The organism is Pseudomonas frederiksbergensis (assembly GCF_003732705.1).
Taxonomy (GTDB): domain Bacteria; phylum Pseudomonadota; class Gammaproteobacteria; order Pseudomonadales; family Pseudomonadaceae; genus Aquipseudomonas; species Aquipseudomonas frederiksbergensis_F.
In genome coordinates this window covers 415237-437144 of record NZ_MOBR01000006.1, presented here as the reverse complement: position 1 = coordinate 437144, position 21908 = coordinate 415237, and the positions used below count along the sequence as shown (strand labels likewise).

Here is a 21908-nt window from a genome sequence, read left to right as displayed (position 1 = left end):
CCGATCACCGCGCCACCCGTCAGACCGGCTGGCACTTCGCCGCCCTTCTATTACAGTGAAAAAACCTGACATAACTCAGGCGTTTTTCAACTCTTCCCGCTTCCGTTATCTGTTGATGTTGGTCCTCAAGACTCGAGCCAGGCTGTCATCGGAAGACACCGCTGATCACCGGAGGACCACCTCATGATCACCCGCCTCAAACCTGGCGATACCGCTTGGGACGCCAAGGCGTACCAGCAGTTTTCCCGCCTCAGGCAACGACCGGTCAACGAACTGCTCGATCGCATCGAGCTCAAACACCCCAAACGCATTTATGACCTGGGCTGCGGCACCGGCATTGCCACGCAACTGCTGGCTAAGCGTTGGCCCCGCGCTCGATTGATGGGCGTGGACAGCTCGGAGCACATGCTCGCCGAGGCCCGCGCCCTGCCCATCAAGGCACTGTGGAAACACTGCGATTTGCTGGACTGGCAACCGGAGCAACCGGCAGACCTGCTGTTCGCCGCCGCCGTGCTGCACTTTATCGACGATCACGAACAGTTGCTGCCGCGCCTGCTGCGACAACTCAACCCCGGAGGCTGCCTCGCCGCGCACATGCCCGACTGGCGGGATGCAATGTGGTATCAATTGATGCTCGACACCCTGGACGATGCCGGGCCCGACGGAGCGCCACTGGGCACGCCGGACCTACGCCAGCGCATGGCGGCGAGACCGTTACTGTCACTGGAAGATTATTACCGGCTGCTCGCACCGATCACCCACACCCTGGATATCTGGGAAACCGAACAGCTGCAGGTGGTGGACGGCCACTCGCCGATCTATGACTGGGTCAAGGTCTCGGCACTGCGACCGGTCTTGCAGGAACTGAAGGATGACGAGCAAGCACGATTCATCTACCACTACCTGATGCGCGTGCATAAGCATTACCCGCCGGAGAACGACGGACGCACGTTGTTTCCGTTCAAGCGGATTTTCATCGTCGCCACAGTCTGAATCCAATACCAACCAAACCCTGTGGGAGCGGGCTTGCTCGCGAAAGCGGTGGGTCAGTCAATAAAGGTGTTGAATGATAAACCGCATTCGCGAGCAAGCCCGCTCCCACATTGAATGCATGCATTGGCACACATCCCTGTGATTGCCGCCAACGCTCACCCCCGCGACTCAACCCCCAACTCATCCCACACCGATTCCGCCAGGTGGAACGTGGCATTCGCCGCCGGGATCCCGCAGTAGATCGCGCTCTGCATGATCACTTCCTTGATCTCGCCACGGGTCACGCCGTTGTTGGCGGCGGCGCGTAAGTGCAGCTTGAGTTCTTCGTTGCGGTTCATGCCGATCAGCATGGCGATGGTGATCAGGCTGCGGGCGTGGCGTGGCAGGCCCGGGCGGGTCCAGATGTCACCCCAGGCGTGGCGGGTGATCATTTCCTGGAACTCCGAGTTGAACTCGGTCAGGGCGTTCAGGCTGCGATCAACATGGGCATCGCCGAGTACTGCGCGGCGGACCTCCAGACCCTCGTCGTAACGTTGTTTCTCGTCCACAAACATTCCCTCAATGATTCGCCAAAAACCCCAGCACCCGCTCGCTGAACGCGGCGCCGGCCTGGACGTTGGACAGGTGCGCGGCGTAGAACTCGGCGTACTCGGCGCCCGGCACGTGTTGCTGAATAAAGTGCCCGCCGGACGGTGGCGTGACCGCGTCTTCAGTGCCGGCGATCACCAGCAACGGCACCTTGATCGAGGACAACTGATCACGGAAATCGGCATCCCGTACGGCGGCGCAATTGGCCGCATAACCTTCAGGCGAAGTGGCGGCGAGCATGTCGGTGATTTTCTTCGCCGCCGCCGGATTGGCTTCTGCAAAGTCCGGGGTAAACCAGCGCGCAATCGACGCATCGCGCAAGGCAACCATCGCCGCCGAACCGTCCCGCAGCACGGTTTCGATTCGCGGGTTCCACACCGATGGATCGCCGATTTTCGCGGCGGTGTTGCACACGATCAGCTTATTCAACCGCTCGCCAGCGTTGATCCCCAGCCACTGGCCGATCAAGCCGCCCATGGACAGGCCACAGAAATGCGCGCGCTCGATGTGCAACGCATCCAGCAGCGCCAGCACGTCGTGACCCAACTGTTCGATGGTGTAAGGCCCCGGCGTGACCAGCGACTGGCCGTGCCCTCGGGTGTCGAAACGCAGCACCCGGAAATGCTCGGTGAACGCAGGAATCTGCGCGTCCCACATGTGCAGGTCGGTGCCCAATGAGTTGGACAACACCAGCACCGGCGCATCGTCCGGGCCTTCGAGCAGGTAATGCAGTTCGCCCTCGGCGAGTTGTACGAATGCCACAGCAATCTCCTTCAGGCAGTCAACGCAAAATGTTCAGCCACCGCGCGCTCGACCCAGGTATGGGCCTGGCCGAGGTAGTGGGCAGGGTCCAGCAGACGATCCAGTTCAGCCTCCGACAGTTGCGCCGTCACTTGCGGCTCATCGCCGAGGACTTCGCGCAGATGCCGTTGCTCCGCCACTGCACGCTTGCAGCAGTGTTCCAGCAGATGATGCGCGCTATCGCGACCGACCCGTTGCGCGAGGACAATGCTCACGGCTTCCGCCAGCACCAGGCCCTGAGTCAGATCAAGGTTACGGGCCATGCGAACTGCGTCCACTTCCAGGCCATCGGCCAGCAGCAACGCTTGTTGCAAGCTGCCGGATACCAGGCAACAAATCTCCGGCAGGGTTTCCCACTCGGCATGCCACAGCCCCAGACTGCGCTCGTGTTCTTGCGGCATCGCGCTAAACAGGGTCGAAAGCAACCCCGGCACTCGCGTCGCCGCGCCGATCAACACCGCAGCGCCCACCGGATTGCGCTTGTGCGGCATGGTCGAGGAACCGCCCTTGCCCGGCGCCGCCGGTTCGAACACTTCGGCGGCTTCGGTCTGCATCAGCAGGCTGATGTCGCGACCGAATTTGCCGAGACTGCCAGCGATCAGACCCAGCACCGCACCAAACTCCACCAGACGATCACGCTGGGTGTGCCAGGGTTGTTCCGGCAGCGCCAGTTGCAGCTCCTCGGCCAGGGCTGTGGCAATCGGCAACGCCTGATCGCCGAGGGCCGCGAGGGTCCCGGAGGCGCCGCCGAATTGCAGCACCAATAATCGCGGCTTGAGTTCGCGCAAACGCTGGCGACTGCGGGTCACCGCGCCCAGCCAACCGGCGATTTTCATGCCCAGGGTCACCGGCGTGGCGTGTTGCAACCAGGTGCGGCCGGCCAGCGGTGTGGCGACGTAGCGCCAGGCCTGGGTCGCCAGGGTTTCCCCCAATCGCGCCAAATCGTTTTCGATCAGTTCCATGGCCCGGCGCAGTTGCAGCACCAGACCGGAATCCATCACGTCCTGACTGGTCGCCCCCAGATGCACGTAGCGCTCGGCTTCGGCATCGTTCGCGGCAATCTGTTTGCCCAAGGCCTTGACCAGTGGAATCGCCGAATTGCCCGCCGTGGCAATCGCTTCGCCAAGCGCGGCGAAATCGTAATGCCCGGCCTGACAGGCCGCTTCGATGGCAGCGACGGCAGTCTGCGGAATCAACCCGACCCGCGCTTCGGCCCGGGCCAGCGCTGCTTCGAAGTCGAGCATGGCCTGGACCCGGCCCTGATCGCAGAACACTTCGCGCATATCGCGGGCAGTGAAATAGGCATCGAACAATTGATTGTTCGGTCGCTGGTTCATAAAAAGTCCTTGGAAGCGTGGGCCGAACAGGCCCACGCGTATGGATCAAAGGTCGTGGTGCAAATACTTCGCTTGTTTGGGCAGGCGCAGACTGAACAGGAACGCCACCGCCATCATCACCGTGACGTACCAGTAGAACGAGTTTTCCATGCCCACGGCCTTGAGGCTCAGGGCCACGTATTCCGCCGAACCACCGAAAATCGCATTCGCCACCGCGTACGCCAGGCCAACGCCTAATGCGCGCACCTCTGGCGGGAACATCTCGGCTTTTACCAAGCCACTGATCGAGGTGTAGAAACTGACAATCGCCAGCGCCACGGTGATCAGTGCAAAGGCCAGGAACGGACTGCTGACGCTTTTCAGGCTGAGCAAAATCGGCACGGTGAACAGTGTCCCCAACGCACCGAACCACAGCATCGAGTTACGTCGACCAATCTTGTCCGCGAGCATGCCGAACAACGGTTGCATGCACATATAAAGGAACAGCGCCCCGGTCATGATGTAGCTGGCGGTCTTGGCGTGCATGCCGGCGGTGTTCACCAGGTACTTCTGCATGTACGTGGTGAAGGTGTAGAAAATCAGCGAGCCGCCAGCGGTGTAGCCGAGCACGGTGATGAACGCAGCCTTGTGGTCGCGGAACAGCGCCATGATACTGCCGGCGTCCTTGTTTTCGCGCATTTCCTTGCTGCTGGTTTCCTTGAGCGAGCGACGCAGGAACAGCGAGATCACCGCCGCCACGGCCCCGACCACAAACGGGATCCGCCAGCCGTAGGCGCGCAAATCGTCTTCGGTGAGGAACTGTTGCAGGATCACCACCAGCGACACCGCCAGCAACTGCCCGCCGATCAGCGTCACGTATTGAAACGAGGCGAAGAAACCGCGCTGGCCCTTGAGGGCGACTTCGCTCATGTAGGTCGCGGTGGTGCCGTATTCGCCACCCACCGACAGCCCCTGAAGCAGACGCGCGAACAGCAACATGATCGGCGCCCAGACGCCGATGCTGGCATAGGTCGGCAGGCAGGCGATGAGCAACGAGCCGAAGCACATCATCAGCACCGAAATCATCATCGAATTCTTGCGCCCGTGCTTGTCGGCGACACGGCCGAAAATCCAGCCTCCAATGGGCCGCATCAAAAACCCGGCGGCGAACACACCGGCCGTGTTTACCAGCTGCACCGTGGGGTTGTCGGACGGGAAAAACGCCGGGGCGAAATAGATGGCGCAGAAGGCATACACATAAAAGTCGAACCACTCGACCAGGTTGCCGGACGAGGCGCCGACAATGGCGAAGATGCGCTTGCTGCGCTCTTCCCCGGTGTAGTGCTCTGTAGAAGCAGTAGTCGTTGTCATTGTTTTTCACTCAATGGGGACAGTGAGAGTCTAGACACACTTCGCAACAGTCCCGTTCCGCAGATGCAGTCTTCACACGGATCGTTCCCACGGTCCCCGTGGGAATGCATCCCGTGACGCTCTGCGTCACAGTGGACGCAGAGCGTCCATGGCGGCATTCCCACGCAGAGCGAGGGAACGATCAGGTTGGAGTCAGTAATCGAAGAACACCGTCTCCGCATCCGTCCCCTGCAAAATCACGTTCCACTGGTAAACACCCGACGCATCAGGCTTGGCCAGCAACGTACTGCGACGCTCCGCCGGCACACACTCCAACAACGGATCCGCCACATTCGCCGGCTCGCCATCAAAGTAAATCCGCGTCAGCAGGTGCTTCACCAGCCCCCGCGCGAACACCAGCACCACCAGATGCGGCGCCTGGGTCGAACCGTTCAAGCCTTCAACCATGCCCGGCTTGATCGTGGTGAAACGAAACCGCCCTTCCCCATCCACCGGCACCCGGCCAAAGCCTTCGAAATTCGGGTCCAGAGGTTTGTCTTGTTCGTCTTCGGGATGGTCGTACTTGCCGGCAGCATTGGCCTGCCAGACTTCCAGCATCGCATCGTTGACGAAATCGCCATGGCCATCGACGACTTGCCCGGTGATCGCCACCCGTTGGCCGAGGGTCTGTTCGACAGTCAGGTCTTCGCGGTTCAGCCAAGTCAGGCCGATGTGGTAATAGGGTCCGACGGTGTGGGACGTGGTCGCGTTCAGCGTCATCTTATTTCTCCATCGGCGTGGCTTCGCGGCCGCGCAAGACGATGTCCCAGCGATAACCGAGGGCATAGGAAGGAATGGTTTTTTCCAGGTCGAAACTGGCGATCAAACGCTCTTTGGCGTTGGTATCGGGCACGCAGTTGTAGATCGGGTCGTAGGCCAGCAACGGATCACCCGGGAAATACATCTGGGTCACCAGGCGCGTGAGGATGCTCGGCCCGAACAGTGAGAAATGGATATGCGCCGGACGCCAGGCGTTGTGGTGGTTGCCCCACGGATAGGCGCCGGGCTTGATGGTCTGGAACTGATACCAGCCGTCGGCGTCGGTTACGGTGCGACCAGTGCCGGTGAAGTTCGGGTCCAGCGGTGCGTCGTGCAGATCACGGGCATGGTTGTAGCGACCGGCGGCGTTGGCCTGCCAGATCTCCACCAGAATCCCCGGCACCGGCAAGCCGTCTTCATCCAGCACGCGGCCGTGAATGATGATGCGTTCGCCCAAGGGTTCCCCGGTATGTTGGGCGGTCAGGTCGTTATCCTGCTCATTGATGCGCTCGGTGCCGATGGTCGGACCGGTGATTTCCGACAGCGAATGGGGCAAAAACACCAACGGCTTGGACGGCGCGCGCCGGTTGGTGGATTGATAGGACGGGTGCAGGTATTCCGGCTGAGTGCCTTCCTTCGGACGACGGTAACCAGGCTTGTCAGTCATTTCGCTTTCCTCTGTTCTTATTAGTCGGCGGCTGTCAGACGCGTTCGATCGCCAGGGCCAGACCCTGGCCAACGCCGACGCACATGGTCGCCAGACCTTTCTTGCCGCCGGTTTTTTCCAGCTGATGCAGCGCGGTCAGCACCAGGCGTGCACCGCTCATGCCCAACGGATGGCCCAAGGCAATGGCGCCGCCGTTTGGGTTGACCTGAGCCGCATCGTCCGCAATGCCCAGTTCCCGCAACACTGCCAAACCCTGGCTGGCGAAGGCTTCATTGAGTTCGATCACGTCGAAATCACTGACCGCCAGACCGAGGCGCTCGGTGAGTTTGCGCACAGCCGGCACCGGGCCGATGCCCATTACACGCGGCGCGACACCGGCGCTGGCCATGCCGAGCACTTTGGCCCGAGCGGTCAAGCCGTGCTTCTTCACGGCTTCGGCGGACGCCAGAATCAGCGCCGCCGCGCCGTCGTTCACACCCGAGGCATTACCGGCAGTGACGGTTTTGTCTGGGCCGTTGACCGGTTTGAGCTTGGCCAGGATGTCCAGGGTGGTGTCGGCACGAGGATGTTCATCCTGGGTGACGATGGTTTCCCCTTTCTTGTGGGCAATCCGTACTTCAACGATTTCTTCAGCGAAAAATCCTGCAGCTTGCGCGGCGGCGGCCCGCTGTTGGCTGCGCAGTGCAAACGCATCCTGATCTTCGCGGGACACTTCGTAGTCGTCCGCCACGTTGTCGCCGGTCTGCGGCATCGCATCGACGCCGTACTGAGCCTTCATCAACGGGTTGATAAAACGCCAGCCGATGGTGGTGTCTTCCAGTTTCATGTTGCGCGAGAACGCCCCGTCGGCCTTGCCCATCACGAACGGTGCGCGGGACATCGACTCGACGCCGCCGGCAATCGCCAGCTCCATTTCGCCGCTGGCGATGGCACGGAACGCCGTGCCGATGGCGTCCATGCCCGAGGCGCAGAGGCGATTAAGGGTCACGCCGGGAATGCTTTGCGGCAGGCCCGCCAACAGCAGCGCCATGCGCGCGACGTTGCGGTTGTCTTCGCCGGCCTGGTTGGCGCAACCCAGGAACACCTCGTCCACTGAGTTCCAGTCCACCGATGGGTTGCGGTCCATCAGCGCCTTGATCGGCACAGCGGCGAGGTCATCGGCGCGAACCGCCGACAAGCCACCGCCAAAACGGCCGATGGGGGTACGAATCGCGTCGCAGATATAAACGTCACGCATCACGCTTCTCCGGGGGCTTGGCCGTGGGCGGCGGCGGTGCGGGCTTCCAGATCCCTTAATGCCGTCAGTTCGACGTCGGTTGGCTCTGCCGTGTTTTCAACATTCTCGGCGAAACGAATCGCCCAACCGGTGGCGGCGATCACTTGCTCACGGGTCACGCCCGGATGCAACGCGGTGACCACGAATTCATGGGTTTCGGCTTCCGGTTCCATGATGCACAGGTCGGTGATGATGCCGACCGGACCGGCGCCCGGCAGGCCCAGACGCTTGCGCGAATCGCCGCCCTCGCCATGGCCGACCGACGTAATAAAGTCGAGTTTGTCGACAAACGAACGCGCCGACTGTTTAAGAATGATCAACACGCTCTTGGCCGAGCCGGCAATTTCCGGCGCGCCACCGGCACCCGGCAGGCGGACTTTCGGCTGGTGATAATCGCCAACGACCGTGGTGTTGATATTGCCGAAGCGGTCAACCTGCGCCGCACCGAGAAAACCGACGTCGATGCGTCCGCCCTGCAACCAATAGCGAAAAATCTCACCGGTCGGCACGACCGTGTCAGCGGTTTCCGCCAGCTCACCGTCACCGATGGACAACGGCAGTACGCTTGGCTTGGCACCGATCGGACCCGATTCGTAGATAAGGACGACATCCGGCGAGGAAGTCAGCCGCGCCAGGTTGGCCGCTTTCGACGGCAAGCCGATGCCGACGAAGCACACCGAACCGTTCTTCAAACGGCGGGCGGCGGCGACGGTCATCATTTCATTGGTGGTGTAAGTCATTACTTGGCCTCCGAAGCAGCGGCCAGCTTGGCCTGGAACTCGCTGAAGTCAGCGCAGCCGTGGATGTACTCGTTGATCCACGCGGTGAAGGTTTCACGGTCCCGGGCAATCGGGTCCCAGGCCTGGTAGAAGCGGTTGTCACGCTCGTTGTAACCGTGAGCGTAGGACGGATGTGCGCCGCCAGGGACGTGGCAAACCGCGCTCAAGGCCCAGGTCGGCAGCACACAGGAATTCATCGGAGCATTGAGGTCGTCGACGATTTCCTCGACTGTGACGATGCAGCGCTTGGCCGCCAGCGCCGCTTCTTTCTGTACGCCGAGAATGCCCCACAGCAGCACGTTGCCCTTGCGGTCGGCTTTCTGCGCGTGAATCACGGTGATGTCCGGACGCACCGAAGGCACGGCGGCCAGCACTTCACCGGTGAATGGGCAGGTCACGGTTTTGATCAGCGGGTTGACCTTTGGCAGGTCGGAACCGGCGTAGGCCCGCAACACTGCGAACGGCAGGCCCGAGGCCCCAGCGACGTAGGCATTCGCCAGGTCAGCGTGGCTGTGCTCTTCGATTTCCAGTGGATGCGGCCACTGTTTCTCGACGGCGTCGCGCAGACGGTGCAGCGAACCCACGCCGGGGTTGCCACCCCAGGAAAAAATCAGCTTGCGAGCACAACCGGCACCGATCAACTGGTCATAGATCAGGTCAGGCGTCATCCGCACCAGCGTCAGATCTTTCTTGCCCTGGCGAATGATTTCGTGACCCGCCGCCGTCGGAATCAGGTGAGTGAAGCCTTCGAGCGCGACGGTATCGCCGTCGTTGACGAATTGCTTCACCGCGTCATGCAGCGAAAGGATTTCAGCCATGGGGCAGGCTCCCGTTTTGATGTGTACCGACAGTGGTAGAAAAAGGCGCGAGGTTCAGCGCCGAAGTCACTGAAGAGTAAGCCGCGCAAAATCGCCAAACAATCCGATAATCGACTGAGTGTTCGTTTATCGAACAGATTGTTGTCTGGCTATCGATCCCTCCGCAGATCGTTCCCACGCTCCGCGTGGGAATGCCGCCCGGGACGCTCCGCGTCTCAAAAGCGGACGCCGAGCGTCCATTGAGGCATTCCCACGCGGAGCGTGGGAACGATCGTCGTGGAGTGTGGGAACGATCACCTGACCTCAGGTCGCATCCGCATGACTGACCATGCCCTTGATCACCACCGCCGTGGTCGCCAATGCCGCCGGGATCACCAGCGCTGTCAGCACCTGCTCGAAATTCCAGCCCAACCCCAACAGAGTCGCGCCCATCCACGCCCCAAGAATCGCGCCGAAGCGGCCAATCCCCAGCATCCACGACACGCCGGTCGCCCGGCCCTGGGTCGGATAAAACCGCGCCGCCAGCGAAGGCATCGCCGATTGCGCGCCGTTGACACACATCCCGGCCACCAACACCAAGGTCGCCAGCAGCGTGATGTGCCCCAGGCTCTGCCCGACCGCGTAGGCAAACACCCCGGCCAGCAAGTAGAAAGTGCCGATAACCTTGTGCGGATTGAACCGGTCCATTGCCCAGCCTACGCCGACAGCACTCAGCACCCCGCCGAACTGGAACAGCGCACCGATAAATGCGGCCTGCTCCATGCTCGCGCCACTGTCACGCATCAGCGTCGGCAGCCAACTGGTCAGCAGGTAAACAATCACCAGCCCCATGAAGTAGGTCAGCCACAGCAGCAAAGTGCCGGTGCTGTAGGTGCCGGAGAAGATCACCGCGAACACATTGCGCGCCTTCACGGTTTTTTGTTCAGGGACGCTGAAGCTTGACGCCTGGGCCACTACCACCGGGTCAATCGGCGCCAGGGTTTTGCGTACTTTGTCGGTGCCGCGGTTACGCACGACAAGGTAACGCGCCGATTCCGGCAGCCAGAACAGCAAAACCACCGCAAGGATCAGCGGCAGAATCCCACCGATCAGTAACAGGCTGTGCCAGCCAAACGCCGGGATCAGCTTGGCGGAAATGAAGCCGCCACCGGCCATGCCGAGGTTGAAGCCGCAGAACATGCTGGTCACCAGCAGGGATTTCTTGCGCTCGGGGGTGTATTCCGACAGCAGCGTGGTGGCGTTGGGCATGCCGGCGCCCAATCCCAACCCGGTGAGGAAACGCAGCACCAGCAATTGATCGACGTTACTGCTGTAGGCCGAGGCCAGGCTGAAGATGCCGAACAGAAACACCGCGCCCACCAGTACGATTTTTCGCCCGAAGCGGTCAGCCAATGGCCCGGAACCGAGTGCGCCGAAGACCATGCCGATCAGCGCGGCACTCATCACCGGGCCGAGGCTGGCGCGATCGATACCCCAGTCCTGGGACAGGGCCGGCGCGATGAAGCCCATGGCCGCGGTGTCGAGGCCATCGAGGAAGACAATCAGGAAACACAGGATCACCACTCGCCATTGGTAGCGCGAGATGGGTTGGGCGTTGATGAAGGACTGCACGTCGAGGCAGTTACCAACAGCAGACTGAGGCTGGTTCATTATTTTTATTCCACGCAACGAACGCGTGGCCTCTTCTCATTATTATGGGGGGTGTCTTGCGGCGTGACCGAGGGTCAACAGCGCCGGATGACGCTGCCGCGACATTAATGATCCGAGGGAAACAGCGTCAATTCGATAAACGCGACTCTGTGCGTTTATCGAACAGCTTAGGCGAAGAGCTGCGCGCTCAGATCGCGGCTGGCACTCAACAAACCCGGCAAGAACCGTTGCTCCAGCTCGTTGCGGCTGACCCGCCCGGCATGGGTACTGACATTCAGCGCCGCCACCACCTGGCCGGACGCGTCATACACCGGAACCGCAATCGAGCGCAGGCCTTGTTCCAGTTCCTGATCGACGATGCACCAGCCTTGCTGTCGCACCTCTTGCAGGCATTCGAGCAAGGCCTCGGGGGTGTGCAGGGTGCGGCTGGTCTTGGCTTGAAACTCCGCGTGATCGAGGTATTCGCCCAGCGTCGTGTCGTCCAGGGCCGCGAGCAGAATCCGGCCCATGGACGTGCAATAGGCTGGCAGACGCCCACCGACCGACAAATCCACCGAAATCAGGCGCTGGGTGGTCGCCGAACGGGCGATGTACAGAATGTCATCGCCTTCCAGGGTCGCCATGTTGCACGCCTCGTGCAGTTGCTCGCTCATGCGGTCCAGATACGGCTGGGCAGAAACCGCCAGCGGCGTCGAAGACACGTAGGCATGGCCCAGGGTCAGGACTTTGGGCAGCAGCGAATAGGTGCGGCCGTCCGTGGTGGCGTAGCCAAGTTTGATCAGGGTGTGCAGGCAACGTCGCACGGCGGCGCGGGGAATTTCCGTGCGATGGCTGATCTGGGCAATGGTCAGGTGACGCTTGCGCTCCTGGAACGCTTGCACCACCGCCAGGCCACGGGCCAGGGAGGTCATGAAATCCGGGTCGCCGGTCATGGCCTGGATTCGCTTGGCCGGCGAGGCCACGATCGGCGGCGCCACTGAAGCGAAGGAGTTGCGCAGTTGATCGTTCATATCAGGTCCTTTTCCTACACGGATCAATGGCTATTACAAGCGGCTCCCGGTCGAGACACAAGCCGTAGACAGCAAGATTGGGCGATTATCGAACCGTCGACCGATAATCGCAATCGCCTTCCTGTCACAGGCATGCTGTTAGATATTCTTACTCTTGAGCCGTTGTAGACTTAAAGGGACTGAAGTAATGAACCGAACTTGTCCGACTTGTTGGCGTCAGAAACAGGTCGCTGAAAAGTCGTACCTAATTAGCGCTAAAAGTTACGCTTAACAAAATCATCACACACCAGGAACCACTTTTAACTCTGCGGAGATAGTGTTCTTCGAATCGACCGCTATAATGCACCTCAGTGGCCCGCCGGTTTCTTACTTGCCGATTACGCCACCCGGAGCGCGATGTCCCATCGCCGCCGCCCGCAGCAAGCGCCTGACGCTCATTTGATATGCACCGCCAACGCGCTGGCTGAAACAGGATACTGAAGCTACGTCAGCTGTATTTATCTGGTGCCGTGGCCGCCTGCAACATGGAAGTGTTGATCATTGGGTCGTTAAAAAGCCGATGCCCTTTCAGGTATTGTCCTTTCGACGAACGTGGTCAATAAACTCGATGCAGCGCGATTCACCAGAATTTATCTCAACTCAATCAGGTAGCACTGTGACGAAAGACGAACTGCGCGCGGAACTTGAGCGCCAGGAACAACGTTACAAGGAAGTTTACGGCGGGGAAGTCACCACCTACGCCGCTCAGCCCGAACCGGAACGCAAGCCCTGGCGTAAACGCGCCACCGTTCAGGATCAGGCATTCAGCCAGGAATTGCAGAAGATGGAAAAGGAACTCAAAGCCGAAGAGCCTTGACCGCCCCGGCGTGAATCCTTCAAGGGTCTGCGTCTGCATCCGCTAAAAGCGCGGTGTATCGACCATGCCTTACGCGCCCGCTACAAGCGGGCAGCGGCCACCTCACCCACTGGATGAGGTAAATGGCGCATGTCCGACCCTCTTCTCAGAAATTTCACACAAGCGTTTTCGCCTCTTGCGCCCACGGGGAAAACCCTTGTGGCTGCTCGCTTATCAAAGAAAATCAATGAGTTGCAAAACCCAGTAAAAACCTGGGGCTTAGGGCTTTGCTACAAACTAATTCGTTGAAGAATGTTACCAATGAGCAGCTAGTGCATCGATTTCTAGTCTTTTCTGGCATAATCGCGCCCCCTTACGACCGGGTCAGAAAACCTTCATGATCGATTTATTCAGCGGACTGGATGCTTGGGTGCTTGTGAGCCTCTTGCTCGCCCTGGCCTTTGTCCTCGCCTTCGAGTTCATCAACGGCTTTCATGACACTGCAAACGCGGTGGCCACTGTTATCTACACCAAAGCCATGCCGCCTCACCTGGCGGTGTTCTTTTCCGGTGTGTTCAACTTTCTTGGCGTTCTGCTGGGCGGTGTGGGGGTGGCGTATGCCATCGTCCATTTGCTGCCGGTCGAGCTGCTGATCAATGTGAACACCGGACACGGACTGGCCATGGTGTTCTCGTTGCTCGCCGCCGCCATCACCTGGAACCTGGGAACCTGGTACTTCGGTATCCCCGCCTCCAGTTCCCACACGCTGATCGGCTCGATCCTCGGTGTCGGCCTGGCCAACGCCCTGATCAACGATATTCCGTTGGCCGATGGCGTGAACTGGCAGAAAGCGATCGATATCGGTGCGTCCCTGGTGTTCTCGCCAATGGCCGGTTTCATCGTTGCCGCGCTGGTGTTGATCGGCCTTAAATGGTGGCGCCCACTGTCGAAGATGCACAAGACGCCGGACCAGCGCCGCAAGCTCGACGACAAGAAGCACCCGCCGTTCTGGAATCGCCTGGTCCTGGTGATCTCGGCCATGGCCGTGAGCTTCGTGCACGGTTCCAACGATGGCCAGAAAGGCATCGGCCTGATCATGCTGGTGTTGATCGGTATCGTGCCGGCGCAGTTCGTTCTCGACCTGAGCAGCACCACGTACCAGATCGAACGTACCCGCGATGCAACCTTGCACTTGAGCCAGTTCTACAAGCGCAACGCCGACACCCTGGGTGAATTCCTGGCCCTGGGCAAAAGCGTGGAAGGCGATCTGCCGGAGAAATTCCGTTGCAACCCGCAACAGACCGAACCGACCATCAGCGCCTTGCTCGACACCCTCAAGGGTGTAGCCGACTACCACTCGCTGCCGGCCGAAAGCCGCATCGAAGTGCGTCGCTACCTGCTCTGCCTGGATGACACGGCGAAGAAAGTCAGCAAATTGCCAACCCTGGCCGCCCGTGAAAAGGCTGACCTGGACAAACTGCGCAAAGACTTGACCACCACCACCGAATACGCGCCGTTCTGGGTGATTCTGGCGGTCGCCCTGGCCCTGGGCCTGGGCACAATGGTCGGTTGGAAGCGCGTAGTGCTGACCATCGGCGAGAAGATCGGCAAGCAAGGCATGACTTACGCACAAGGCATGTCGGCCCAGATCACCACGGCGTGCATGATCGGCCTGGCCAACATCTTCAGCCTGCCGGTGTCCACCACCCACGTCTTGTCTTCGGGCGTGGCCGGCACCATGGTCGCCAACAAAAGCGGCCTGCAAGGTGGCACGGTCAAAACCATCCTGCTGGCCTGGGTCCTGACCCTGCCAGCCACCGTGGCCCTGTCGGCCGGCCTGTTCTGGCTGGCGTCGAAGGCACTCGGTAGCTGATACATCGCTGCAAACGAAAAAGGCGCGCCTCGTGAGAGCCGCGCCTTTTTCATGTCTTCGGATAGGGATCGTTCCCACGCTCTGCGTGGGAATGAATCCCGTGACGCTCCGCGTCACAGGTGGACGCGGAGCGTCCATGGCGGCATTCCCACGCAGAGCGTGGGAACGATCATGTACTGCCAGTTTTTCGTGGGCAAAAAAAAGGGCAACCGAAGTTGCCCAAAATGCCTTGCGTGCTCATTGCTCTGGAAAGACCTACGGTTTGCGCTTATGCGAATCCTTCCAGATGAAATATCCAAACCCTGCAAAAAACAGAACCATGAGGCCGACTGTCAGCACTCCGGCGATCACCACGTTGTCGAAAAACATGACTGGCCTCCTGCACTTGCCCTGTTGCGATGGGGCTAAGTTAACCAATCAGGCAGGAGAGAAAATTGACCGGGATCAATGTCGCCCGAGACTGGGCGTAAAGGAGGGGAAATAACTGACCTGCATCAACCGATGCAGGGGGGGCTCAACGCTTTTTTGGTTTGTTTTTTGGCTTTTTCTTCGCTTTACCCAACGGCATGGCCTGTTCGAAGGCTTGGCGCACTTCGTTCAGGCGCTTGTCGTTGAGGTCATGAACCCGCTTGGCGCGTTCGGCGTTAAGGTCGATCAGTTTGTCGTCTTGGCTCATGGCGTTCAGTGCATCGCTTGGAAAAGGAAGTTCGGTCGGGATTGCACCAATAATGCGGTCTGGCGCCCGCGCTGACCAGTCACTGGCGCAACGCGGCCTTAACAAAATATGTGCCCCTGCGGATTTTTCCCCGCACAATCGGCCCATCGTGACAGCCCCAAAGGACCCCACCGTGGAATTGCATCAGGACCTGCCACCCTTGATGGCCCTGCGCGCCTTCGAGGCCGTGGCTCGGCATTTGAGTTTTATCAAGGCTGCCGACGAGCTGTCGGTAACTCAAAGTGCGATCAGCCATCAGGTGCAGAAACTTGAGCAATTCCTCAACCAGCGGCTGTTTATCCGTCGTACCCGGGCCATCGATCTGACGCCGGCCGGCGAAATCTACTACAGCAAGATTCAACCCGCGCTGGAATCCATTGCCTCGGCCACCCGCGAACTGCGCGGCCACGAGCAACAGGAAACCACCCTGCGCATCGGCCTGCTCGCCTCATTCGCCACCTTATGGCTGGCACCGCGACTGGCCGGTTTCAACGCACGGCACCCACACATTCATGTGGAGCTGATGCCTTCGGTGCAGCTGGCCGACGTCAATGGCGGCGAAGTCGACCTCGCCATCCGTTATGGCAAGGGCGGCTGGCCCAAGGTGCGGGCCCGACGGTTCATGGGGGAAACACTTACACCCGTGTGCAGCCCGGCGTTCAAGGCCCAAGGTATCCACAAAGGCCCGCTGTTGATGGCCAAGTCTGTTCAACCCTTTGAGTGGATCGACTGGAGCGCCCAAAACGGCATCGACCTCGCCCCCTACCCCAGCGTGATGCTCCACGACTACAACATCGTCGTCGAAGCCGCCGTGGCCGGCCAGGGCATCGCCATGGGACGCCAGCACTTGATCGAGCGCCGAATAAAGGAAGGCGCGCTGGTAGAAGCCTTCGACACCCCGCCGTTCACCAACGAAATTGGCTATTGGCTGGTTACCCCTGATCGCCCGCCGAGCCACGCCGCCGAATGCTTCGCCCACTGGCTGGATGAAATCGCCGACGTATGAATTATTTGAATACGTCGAATTAAATCTATCCGTTTGTCGCGCCCTCGCGAGGCCAACATGCTGAACCCTTCATTCAGGAGGATTCACCATGACCGACTCACTCGTCCAACGTGTCCAGCAACTCGGCCTGGCCCTGCCAACCCCGAGCCAGCCGGCCGCCAACTACGTCAATCATGTGGTCAGCCAGAACCAGTTGTTCATTTCCGGGCAGATCCCGTTGCTCGACGGCAAACCAGCGTTCATCGGACGTCTCGGTGAATCGATCAGCGACGAAGAAGGGGCCAACGCCGCCGAACTTGCCACCCTCGGCCTGTTGTCACAGCTCAGCAACGTATTGGGCGACGACCTGAGCAAACTGGTACGCATTATCCGCCTCGGTGTGTTCATCGCCAGCGCGGGTGATTTCAAGAACCAAAGCGCGGTGGCCAACGGCGCGTCCAACCTGCTGGTCAACGCCCTCGGCGACAAAGGTAAACACGTACGCACGGCGGTCGGTGTGTCCAGCCTGCCCGCCGGCGTGGCGGTTGAGGTCGACGCGATCTTCGAGCTCAAACCATGAATCGCGCCGAAGTGGTGCGTTTGCGGGCCGCCACACCGGGCTGTGCCAGCGTGATTCACTTCAACCACGCCGGTGCCTCGTTGCCCAGCCAGGCGACCCTCGACGCCGTCCTTGCGCAATTACAACGTGAAGCCCTCGGCGGCCCGATGGAGGCCGCCGATCAAACCATCCAGACCCGCGCCCGAACCGCAGCGGCCACCCTGCTCAATGCCGTGCCCGAGGCCATGGCCTTCGCCAGCAGCGGCTCGGCGGCCTGGGGCATGGCGTTCAATGCACTGGGGCCGTGGCAAAGCGGTGATCGGATTCTGATCGGCCGCCACGAATGGGGCGGCAATCTGGCCTGCATCGCCCGGGCCGTCGGCGCCGGGGCGCAACTGGAGGTGATTCCTTGCGACGAGTCAGGCGCGGTATCCGTGACGGCGCTTGAGCAAATGATCGATCCTAAGGTGAAACTGATTGCCCTGACCTGGCTTCCCGCCAATGGCGGTCTGATCAACCCCGCCGAGGCGATTGGCGCGCTGGCCCGCCAGCATGGCATCCCTTATTTCATCGACGCCGGCCAGGCTCTGGGGCAATTACCCTGTGATGTGGAGGCACTGAACTGCGATGTGCTAAAGGGCGCCGGACGCAAATTCCTGCGCGGACCGCGAGGGACTGCGCTGCTATATATACGGCCGGAATTTATGCAGCGGCTTCAGCCTACTCAACTGGATGTGCTGTCGGCACCGTGGGACGGCGAAAGCTTTGCCCTGCGCAGCGATGCCCGGCGCTTTGAAACCAGCGAAGTGTCCGTGGCGTTGCTGGCCGGGTTGGCGAATGCCCTTGAGGAATGCAATGGGGTGGGTCTGGCAAACATTCGCCAGCGGATCGATTCCCTCAGCCAGGGTTTGCGCGAACGCCTGACCAGGATCCCCGGCCTGACGCTGCACAACCTTGGCCCCGCGGACCAGCAATCAGGGCTGATCGCGTTTACGCTCAAGGGCTGGGACAGCGCCTGGTTGAAGCAGCGGCTGGCACGACGCGGGATCAATATCGGCGCCAACAGCGTGGCTTATACGCCGCTGGATATGCAGGCCAGAGGGCTGGAGAGCATTGCGCGGATTGCCGTGAGTTACTTGAACACTGAGGAGGAGATCGAGCTGTTATTGAGCAGTTTGCGCAAATTGGCTGACAACGGGGGCGTCTGAAAAGATCGCAGCCCTTCGGTAGCGCGCACAACAGGAAGCCTGTCAGATCTGGATATCGACCCAAAGTCCCTGGCGCGGCTCGTCTTCAATGAGCGGCGCGACCGGCACGGTGTTGTCGGCATTGAGCTCGTCACCGGGAATCGCCAGGTGTGCTTCCGGGTCCTGATCGGCTTCATGGCGCCGGCGATCCTGTTCCTGGCGGCGGCGTTGTTCCTCGCGCAGTTGCAGGGCAGCCTCTTCCGGGTCGCGCTTTTGCAGGTCGATCGTGCTTTCACTGGAGCTTTCCTGCACAGGCACCACCGGCGGAATGTCCGGGCGCTGGCGGATCGGGTCCTGCTGTGAGGTGATCGGCACGGCACTCAAGGGGAGCATCGGTTGCAGCATAATTTTTAGTCTCCTGTCATCAGGCTGTCGGCTGCTGCTGCGGCGACTTGAGCCATCGGTCGCAAAGTTGTGAACCAGAGCACGCACGCGCGACGATGTTTTATCCGACAACACAGAACCCAAGCGTTCCCGAACATCGAAAAATCGCGGCCTTCACCGGCGTCGGCGCGAGTTATCCTTTGGCCCTGAAGGCTCATTCCGTTAAGATAGCCCGCTTTTTCAAGGTGGGAGTCAGGCAGCATGGCGCAGCAGTATCAACCGGGGCAACGCTGGATTAGTGACAGCGAAGCCGAGCTGGGTTTGGGCACCGTTCTGGCACAGGACGGCCGCTTGTTGACCGTGCTCTATCCGGCCACTGGCGACACTCGTCAGTACGCGCTACGGAATGCGCCCCTCACACGTGTGCGGTTTTCCCCCGGTGACTCGATCACTCACTTCGAAGGCTGGAAACTGACCGTACAGGAAGTCGACGATGTCGATGGCCTGCTGGTCTACCACGGCCTCAACGCGCAGAACGAAGTGGTCACCCTGCCGGAAACCCAACTGTCGAACTTCATTCAGTTCCGTCTGGCCAGCGACCGTTTGTTCGCCGGGCAGATCGACCCGCTGGCCTGGTTCTCCCTGCGTTATCACACCCTGGAACACACCAGCCGTCAGTTGCAATCTTCCCTGTGGGGCCTGGGCGGCGTGCGTGCGCAGCCGATCGCGCACCAATTGCACATCGCCCGTGAAGTCGCTGACCGTATCGCGCCGCGGGTATTGCTGGCGGACGAAGTGGGCCTGGGTAAAACCATCGAAGCCGGTTTGGTGATCCATCGCCAACTGCTGTCGGGCCGCGCCAACCGCGTGCTGATCCTGGTTCCAGAGAACCTGCAGCATCAGTGGCTGGTGGAGATGCGCCGTCGCTTCAACCTGCAAGTCGCGCTGTTCGACGAAGAACGCTTCATCGAAAGCGATGCCGCCAACCCGTTCGAAGACACCCAGCTCGCCCTCGTGGCGCTGGAATGGCTGGTGGACGATGAGAAGGCCCAGGACGCGCTGTTCGCCGCCGGCTGGGACTTGATGGTGGTCGACGAAGCCCACCACCTGGTCTGGCACGAAGAAAAGGCCAGCGCCGAATACTCGCTGGTCGAGCAACTGGCCGAGGTCATTCCCGGCGTGCTGCTGCTGACCGCGACCCCGGAACAACTGGGCCAGGACAGCCACTTCGCGCGTCTGCGCCTGCTCGACCCGAACCGTTTCCATGACCTGCACGCCTTCCGCGCCGAGAGTGAAAACTATCGCCCGGTGGCCGAGGCCGTTCAGGAGTTGCTGGACAAGGGGCGCCTGTCGCCTGAAGCACACAAGACCATCCACGGTTTCCTCGGTAACGAAGGCGAAGCCCTGCTTACCGCCGTCAACGATGGCGACGTCGAAGCCAGCGCCCGCCTCGTGCGCGAGCTGCTCGACCGCCACGGCACTGGCCGCGTGCTGTTCCGCAACACCCGCGCCGCCGTGCAGGGTTTCCCGGAGCGCAAACTGCACCCGTACCCGCTGCAGTGCCCCGACGAATACCTCGAACTGCCCCTGGGCGATCACGCCGAGCTGTACCCGGAAGTCAGCTTCCAGGCCCAGCCGGACGCCAACGAAGAAGAACGCTGGTGGAAATTCGACCCGCGCGTCGAGTGGCTGATCGACACCCTGAAGATGCTCAAGCGCACCAAAGTGCTGGTGATCTGCGCCCACGCCGAAACCGCCATGGACCTGGAAGACGCCCTGCGCGTGCGTTCCGGCATCCCGGCCACGGTGTTCCACGAGGGCATGAACATCCTCGAACGTGACCGCGCTGCCGCTTACTTCGCCGACGAAGAATTTGGCGCGCAAGTGCTGATCTGCTCGGAAATCGGCAGTGAAGGTCGCAACTTCCAGTTCTCGCACCACTTGGTGCTGTTCGATCTGCCGTCGCACCCGGACCTGCTGGAGCAGCGTATCGGTCGTCTGGACCGGATCGGCCAGAAGCACATCATCGAGCTGCACGTGCCGTACCTGGAAACCAGCCCGCAAGAGCGTCTGTTCCAGTGGTACCACGAAGCGCTGAACGCCTTCCTCAACACCTGCCCGACCGGTAACGCCTTGCAACATCAGTTCGGCTCGCGCCTGCTGCCGCTGCTGGAAAACGCCGATGACGGCGAGTGGCAAGCGCTGATCGACGAGGCGCGCAGTGAGCGTGAACGTCTGGAAGCCGAGCTGCACACCGGTCGCGACCGTTTGCTGGAGCTCAACTCCGGCGGTTCGGGCGAAGGCGATCAGTTGGTCGAGGACATCCTTGAGCAAGACGATCAGTTCGCCCTGCCGATCTACATGGAAACCCTGTTCGACGCGTTCGGCATCGACAGCGAAGACCATTCGGAAAACGCCCTGATCCTCAAGCCGAGCGAAAAAATGCTCGACGCCAGCTTCCCGCTGGGCGACGACGAAGGCGTGACCATCACCTACGACCGCAACCAGGCGCTGTCTCGCGAAGACATGCAGTTCATCACCTGGGAACACCCGATGGTGCAGGGCGGCATGGACCTGGTGTTGTCCGGTTCGATGGGCAACACCGCCGTGGCGCTGATCAAGAACAAGGCGCTGAAACCCGGCACCGTGTTGCTGGAACTGCTCTACGTCAGCGAAGTGGTAGCCCCGCGTTCGCTGCAACTGGGCCGTTACCTGCCGCCGGCCGCCCTGCGCTGCTTGCTGGATGCCAATGGCAATGACTTGTCCGGCCGGGTGTCGTTCGAAACCCTGAACGATCAACTGGAAAGCGTGCCCCGCGCCAGCGCCAACAAGTTTATCCAGGCCCAGCGCGATCAACTGACGCCACGGATCAACGCCGGCGAAGAGAAAATCGCCCCGCGTCACGCCGAGCGCGTGGCTGAGGCGCAACGTCGCCTGGCTGCCGACACCGACGAAGAACTGGCACGCCTGACCGCGTTGCAAGCGGTCAACCCGACCGTGCGCGACAGCGAGCTGGTTGCCCTGCGCAATCAACGCGAGCAAGGTTTGGCGATGCTGGACAAGGCTGCGCTGCGACTGGAAGCGATTCGGGTGCTGGTGGCGGGTTAACCCCCCTGCTCCACCGTTAGAAAAAAGAAGGCCCGCAGTGATGCGGGCCTTTTTTTGTCTGCCGATCGTTCCCACGCTCCGCGTGGGAATGCCTCCCCGGACGCTCTGCGTCCGCTCTTGGGACGCGGAGCGTCCCTGGCTGCATTCCCACGCAGAGCGTGGGAACGATCAGTAGGAGCGAGGCTTGCCCGCGAA

21 protein-coding genes are annotated in these 21908 nt (G+C 60.9%); 7 read left to right on the top strand and 14 right to left on the bottom strand.

The window, feature by feature from the left end:
- Positions 1 to 183: 183 nt before the first annotated feature.
- On the top strand, positions 184 to 993 hold the full coding sequence (locus tag BK667_RS06935; RefSeq protein WP_123597150.1) for a methyltransferase domain-containing protein: 810 nt from the start codon (positions 184 to 186) through the stop codon (positions 991 to 993).
- Positions 994 to 1148: 155 nt separating this feature from the next.
- On the opposite strand, the gene pcaC is transcribed toward BK667_RS06935, so the two are convergent.
- The 11 genes from pcaC to pcaR form a co-directional block, all read right to left on the bottom strand.
- A complete protein-coding gene (gene pcaC, locus BK667_RS06930; RefSeq protein ID WP_123597231.1) occupies positions 1149 to 1541 on the bottom strand; it encodes a 4-carboxymuconolactone decarboxylase in 393 nt (130 codons plus the stop codon).
- A 10-nt stretch (positions 1542 to 1551) separates the two neighbouring features.
- Positions 1552 to 2343 carry a 3-oxoadipate enol-lactonase gene (gene pcaD / locus BK667_RS06925; RefSeq protein ID WP_123597149.1) on the bottom strand — a complete coding sequence of 264 codons (792 nt, stop codon included), beginning with the start codon at positions 2341 to 2343 and terminating at the stop codon, positions 1552 to 1554.
- Positions 2344 to 2354: 11 nt separating this feature from the next.
- On the bottom strand, positions 2355 to 3719 hold the full coding sequence (locus tag BK667_RS06920) for a 3-carboxy-cis,cis-muconate cycloisomerase (protein WP_123597148.1): 1365 nt from the start codon (positions 3717 to 3719) through the stop codon (positions 2355 to 2357).
- A 45-nt stretch (positions 3720 to 3764) separates the two neighbouring features.
- Entirely contained in the window at positions 3765 to 5069 is a 1305-nt protein-coding gene (locus tag BK667_RS06915; RefSeq protein ID WP_123507432.1) for an MFS family transporter, read from the bottom strand.
- A 192-nt stretch (positions 5070 to 5261) separates the two neighbouring features.
- Positions 5262 to 5828: a protocatechuate 3,4-dioxygenase subunit alpha gene (pcaG, locus tag BK667_RS06910; protein WP_123597147.1), complete on the bottom strand. Its 567-nt coding sequence runs from the start codon at positions 5826 to 5828 to the stop codon at positions 5262 to 5264.
- 1 nt (position 5829) lies between these two features.
- The gene (pcaH, locus tag BK667_RS06905; protein ID WP_123597146.1) at positions 5830 to 6534 is read right to left on the bottom strand and encodes a protocatechuate 3,4-dioxygenase subunit beta; all 705 of its coding nucleotides are present in this window, start codon (positions 6532 to 6534) and stop codon (positions 5830 to 5832) included.
- Positions 6535 to 6568: 34 nt separating this feature from the next.
- A complete protein-coding gene (gene pcaF, locus BK667_RS06900; RefSeq protein ID WP_185058176.1) occupies positions 6569 to 7774 on the bottom strand; it encodes a 3-oxoadipyl-CoA thiolase in 1206 nt (401 codons plus the stop codon).
- A complete protein-coding gene (locus BK667_RS06895) occupies positions 7771 to 8550 on the bottom strand; it encodes a CoA-transferase subunit beta (RefSeq protein ID WP_123597145.1) in 780 nt (259 codons plus the stop codon). The genes pcaF and BK667_RS06895 overlap by 4 nt, the downstream gene beginning before the upstream one ends.
- Positions 8550 to 9407 (bottom strand): CoA transferase subunit A, encoded by an 858-nt coding sequence (locus tag BK667_RS06890; RefSeq protein ID WP_123507421.1) that lies wholly within the window; start codon positions 9405 to 9407, stop codon positions 8550 to 8552. Before BK667_RS06890 ends, BK667_RS06895 begins: the two co-directional genes overlap by 1 nt.
- Positions 9408 to 9710: 303 nt before the next feature.
- Positions 9711 to 11057 (bottom strand): 4-hydroxybenzoate transporter PcaK, encoded by a 1347-nt coding sequence (gene pcaK, locus BK667_RS06880; protein WP_123507417.1) that lies wholly within the window; start codon positions 11055 to 11057, stop codon positions 9711 to 9713.
- A gap of 167 nt (positions 11058 to 11224) precedes the next feature.
- Complete coding sequence (gene pcaR / locus BK667_RS06875) at positions 11225 to 12067, bottom strand: pca regulon transcriptional regulator PcaR (protein ID WP_054046895.1); 843 nt, start codon at positions 12065 to 12067, stop codon at positions 11225 to 11227.
- Positions 12068 to 12722: 655 nt separating this feature from the next.
- Here pcaR and BK667_RS06870 point away from each other — a divergent pair.
- Both BK667_RS06870 and BK667_RS06865 read left to right on the top strand, forming a co-directional pair.
- Positions 12723 to 12923: a hypothetical protein gene (locus BK667_RS06870; RefSeq protein WP_007903846.1), complete on the top strand. Its 201-nt coding sequence runs from the start codon at positions 12723 to 12725 to the stop codon at positions 12921 to 12923.
- Positions 12924 to 13299: 376 nt separating this feature from the next.
- Positions 13300 to 14775 (top strand): inorganic phosphate transporter, encoded by a 1476-nt coding sequence (locus BK667_RS06865; protein WP_123507415.1) that lies wholly within the window; start codon positions 13300 to 13302, stop codon positions 14773 to 14775.
- Positions 14776 to 15030: 255 nt separating this feature from the next.
- Here the strand turns inward: BK667_RS06865 and ccoM are convergent, their stop codons facing one another.
- Positions 15031 to 15144 (bottom strand): cytochrome c oxidase subunit CcoM, encoded by a 114-nt coding sequence (gene ccoM / locus BK667_RS33810; RefSeq protein WP_054046898.1) that lies wholly within the window; start codon positions 15142 to 15144, stop codon positions 15031 to 15033.
- A gap of 145 nt (positions 15145 to 15289) precedes the next feature.
- Positions 15290 to 15451: a hypothetical protein gene (locus BK667_RS33200; protein ID WP_008016476.1), complete on the bottom strand. Its 162-nt coding sequence runs from the start codon at positions 15449 to 15451 to the stop codon at positions 15290 to 15292.
- Between the two features lie 172 nt (positions 15452 to 15623).
- Here BK667_RS33200 and BK667_RS06860 point away from each other — a divergent pair, with 172 nt between their 5' ends.
- From BK667_RS06860 to BK667_RS06850, 3 genes are all read left to right on the top strand, one after another.
- Positions 15624 to 16496, top strand: a complete 873-nt coding sequence (locus tag BK667_RS06860; protein ID WP_123597143.1) for a LysR substrate-binding domain-containing protein — start codon at positions 15624 to 15626, stop codon at positions 16494 to 16496.
- Between the two features lie 88 nt (positions 16497 to 16584).
- Positions 16585 to 17055: a RidA family protein gene (locus BK667_RS06855; RefSeq protein ID WP_123597142.1), complete on the top strand. Its 471-nt coding sequence runs from the start codon at positions 16585 to 16587 to the stop codon at positions 17053 to 17055.
- The gene (locus BK667_RS06850) at positions 17052 to 18242 is read left to right on the top strand and encodes an aminotransferase class V-fold PLP-dependent enzyme (protein WP_123597141.1); all 1191 of its coding nucleotides are present in this window, start codon (positions 17052 to 17054) and stop codon (positions 18240 to 18242) included. Before BK667_RS06855 ends, BK667_RS06850 begins: the two co-directional genes overlap by 4 nt.
- A gap of 42 nt (positions 18243 to 18284) precedes the next feature.
- On the opposite strand, the gene BK667_RS06845 is transcribed toward BK667_RS06850, so the two are convergent.
- Positions 18285 to 18626, bottom strand: a complete 342-nt coding sequence (locus BK667_RS06845) for an aspartate-semialdehyde dehydrogenase (RefSeq protein ID WP_123406015.1) — start codon at positions 18624 to 18626, stop codon at positions 18285 to 18287.
- A 240-nt stretch (positions 18627 to 18866) separates the two neighbouring features.
- Here BK667_RS06845 and rapA point away from each other — a divergent pair, with 240 nt between their 5' ends.
- Positions 18867 to 21713 (top strand): RNA polymerase-associated protein RapA, encoded by a 2847-nt coding sequence (rapA, locus tag BK667_RS06840; protein ID WP_123597140.1) that lies wholly within the window; start codon positions 18867 to 18869, stop codon positions 21711 to 21713.
- The last annotated feature ends 195 nt before the right edge of the window (positions 21714 to 21908 follow it).

What these genes read in the sequence shown, in the direction of transcription:
- BK667_RS06935 (WP_123597150.1), top strand. Translation starts at nt 184, where the DNA reads ATGATCACCCGCCTCAAACCTGGCGATACCGCTTGGGACGCCAAGGCG.
- BK667_RS06920 (WP_123597148.1), bottom strand. Translation starts at nt 3,719, where the DNA reads ATGAACCAGCGACCGAACAATCAATTGTTCGATGCCTATTTCACTGCC.
- BK667_RS06915 (WP_123507432.1), bottom strand. Translation starts at nt 5,069, where the DNA reads ATGACAACGACTACTGCTTCTACAGAGCACTACACCGGGGAAGAGCGC.
- pcaG (WP_123597147.1), bottom strand. Translation starts at nt 5,828, where the DNA reads ATGACGCTGAACGCGACCACGTCCCACACCGTCGGACCCTATTACCAC.
- pcaH (WP_123597146.1), bottom strand. Translation starts at nt 6,534, where the DNA reads ATGACTGACAAGCCTGGTTACCGTCGTCCGAAGGAAGGCACTCAGCCG.
- BK667_RS06895 (WP_123597145.1), bottom strand. Translation starts at nt 8,550, where the DNA reads ATGACTTACACCACCAATGAAATGATGACCGTCGCCGCCGCCCGCCGT.
- BK667_RS06890 (WP_123507421.1), bottom strand. Translation starts at nt 9,407, where the DNA reads ATGGCTGAAATCCTTTCGCTGCATGACGCGGTGAAGCAATTCGTCAAC.
- pcaK (WP_123507417.1), bottom strand. Translation starts at nt 11,057, where the DNA reads ATGAACCAGCCTCAGTCTGCTGTTGGTAACTGCCTCGACGTGCAGTCC.
- pcaR (WP_054046895.1), bottom strand. Translation starts at nt 12,067, where the DNA reads ATGAACGATCAACTGCGCAACTCCTTCGCTTCAGTGGCGCCGCCGATC.
- BK667_RS06865 (WP_123507415.1), top strand. Translation starts at nt 13,300, where the DNA reads ATGATCGATTTATTCAGCGGACTGGATGCTTGGGTGCTTGTGAGCCTC.
- ccoM (WP_054046898.1), bottom strand. Translation starts at nt 15,144, where the DNA reads ATGTTTTTCGACAACGTGGTGATCGCCGGAGTGCTGACAGTCGGCCTC.
- BK667_RS33200 (WP_008016476.1), bottom strand. Translation starts at nt 15,451, where the DNA reads ATGAGCCAAGACGACAAACTGATCGACCTTAACGCCGAACGCGCCAAG.
- BK667_RS06855 (WP_123597142.1), top strand. Translation starts at nt 16,585, where the DNA reads ATGACCGACTCACTCGTCCAACGTGTCCAGCAACTCGGCCTGGCCCTG.
- BK667_RS06850 (WP_123597141.1), top strand. Translation starts at nt 17,052, where the DNA reads ATGAATCGCGCCGAAGTGGTGCGTTTGCGGGCCGCCACACCGGGCTGT.
- BK667_RS06845 (WP_123406015.1), bottom strand. Translation starts at nt 18,626, where the DNA reads ATGCTGCAACCGATGCTCCCCTTGAGTGCCGTGCCGATCACCTCACAG.
- rapA (WP_123597140.1), top strand. Translation starts at nt 18,867, where the DNA reads ATGGCGCAGCAGTATCAACCGGGGCAACGCTGGATTAGTGACAGCGAA.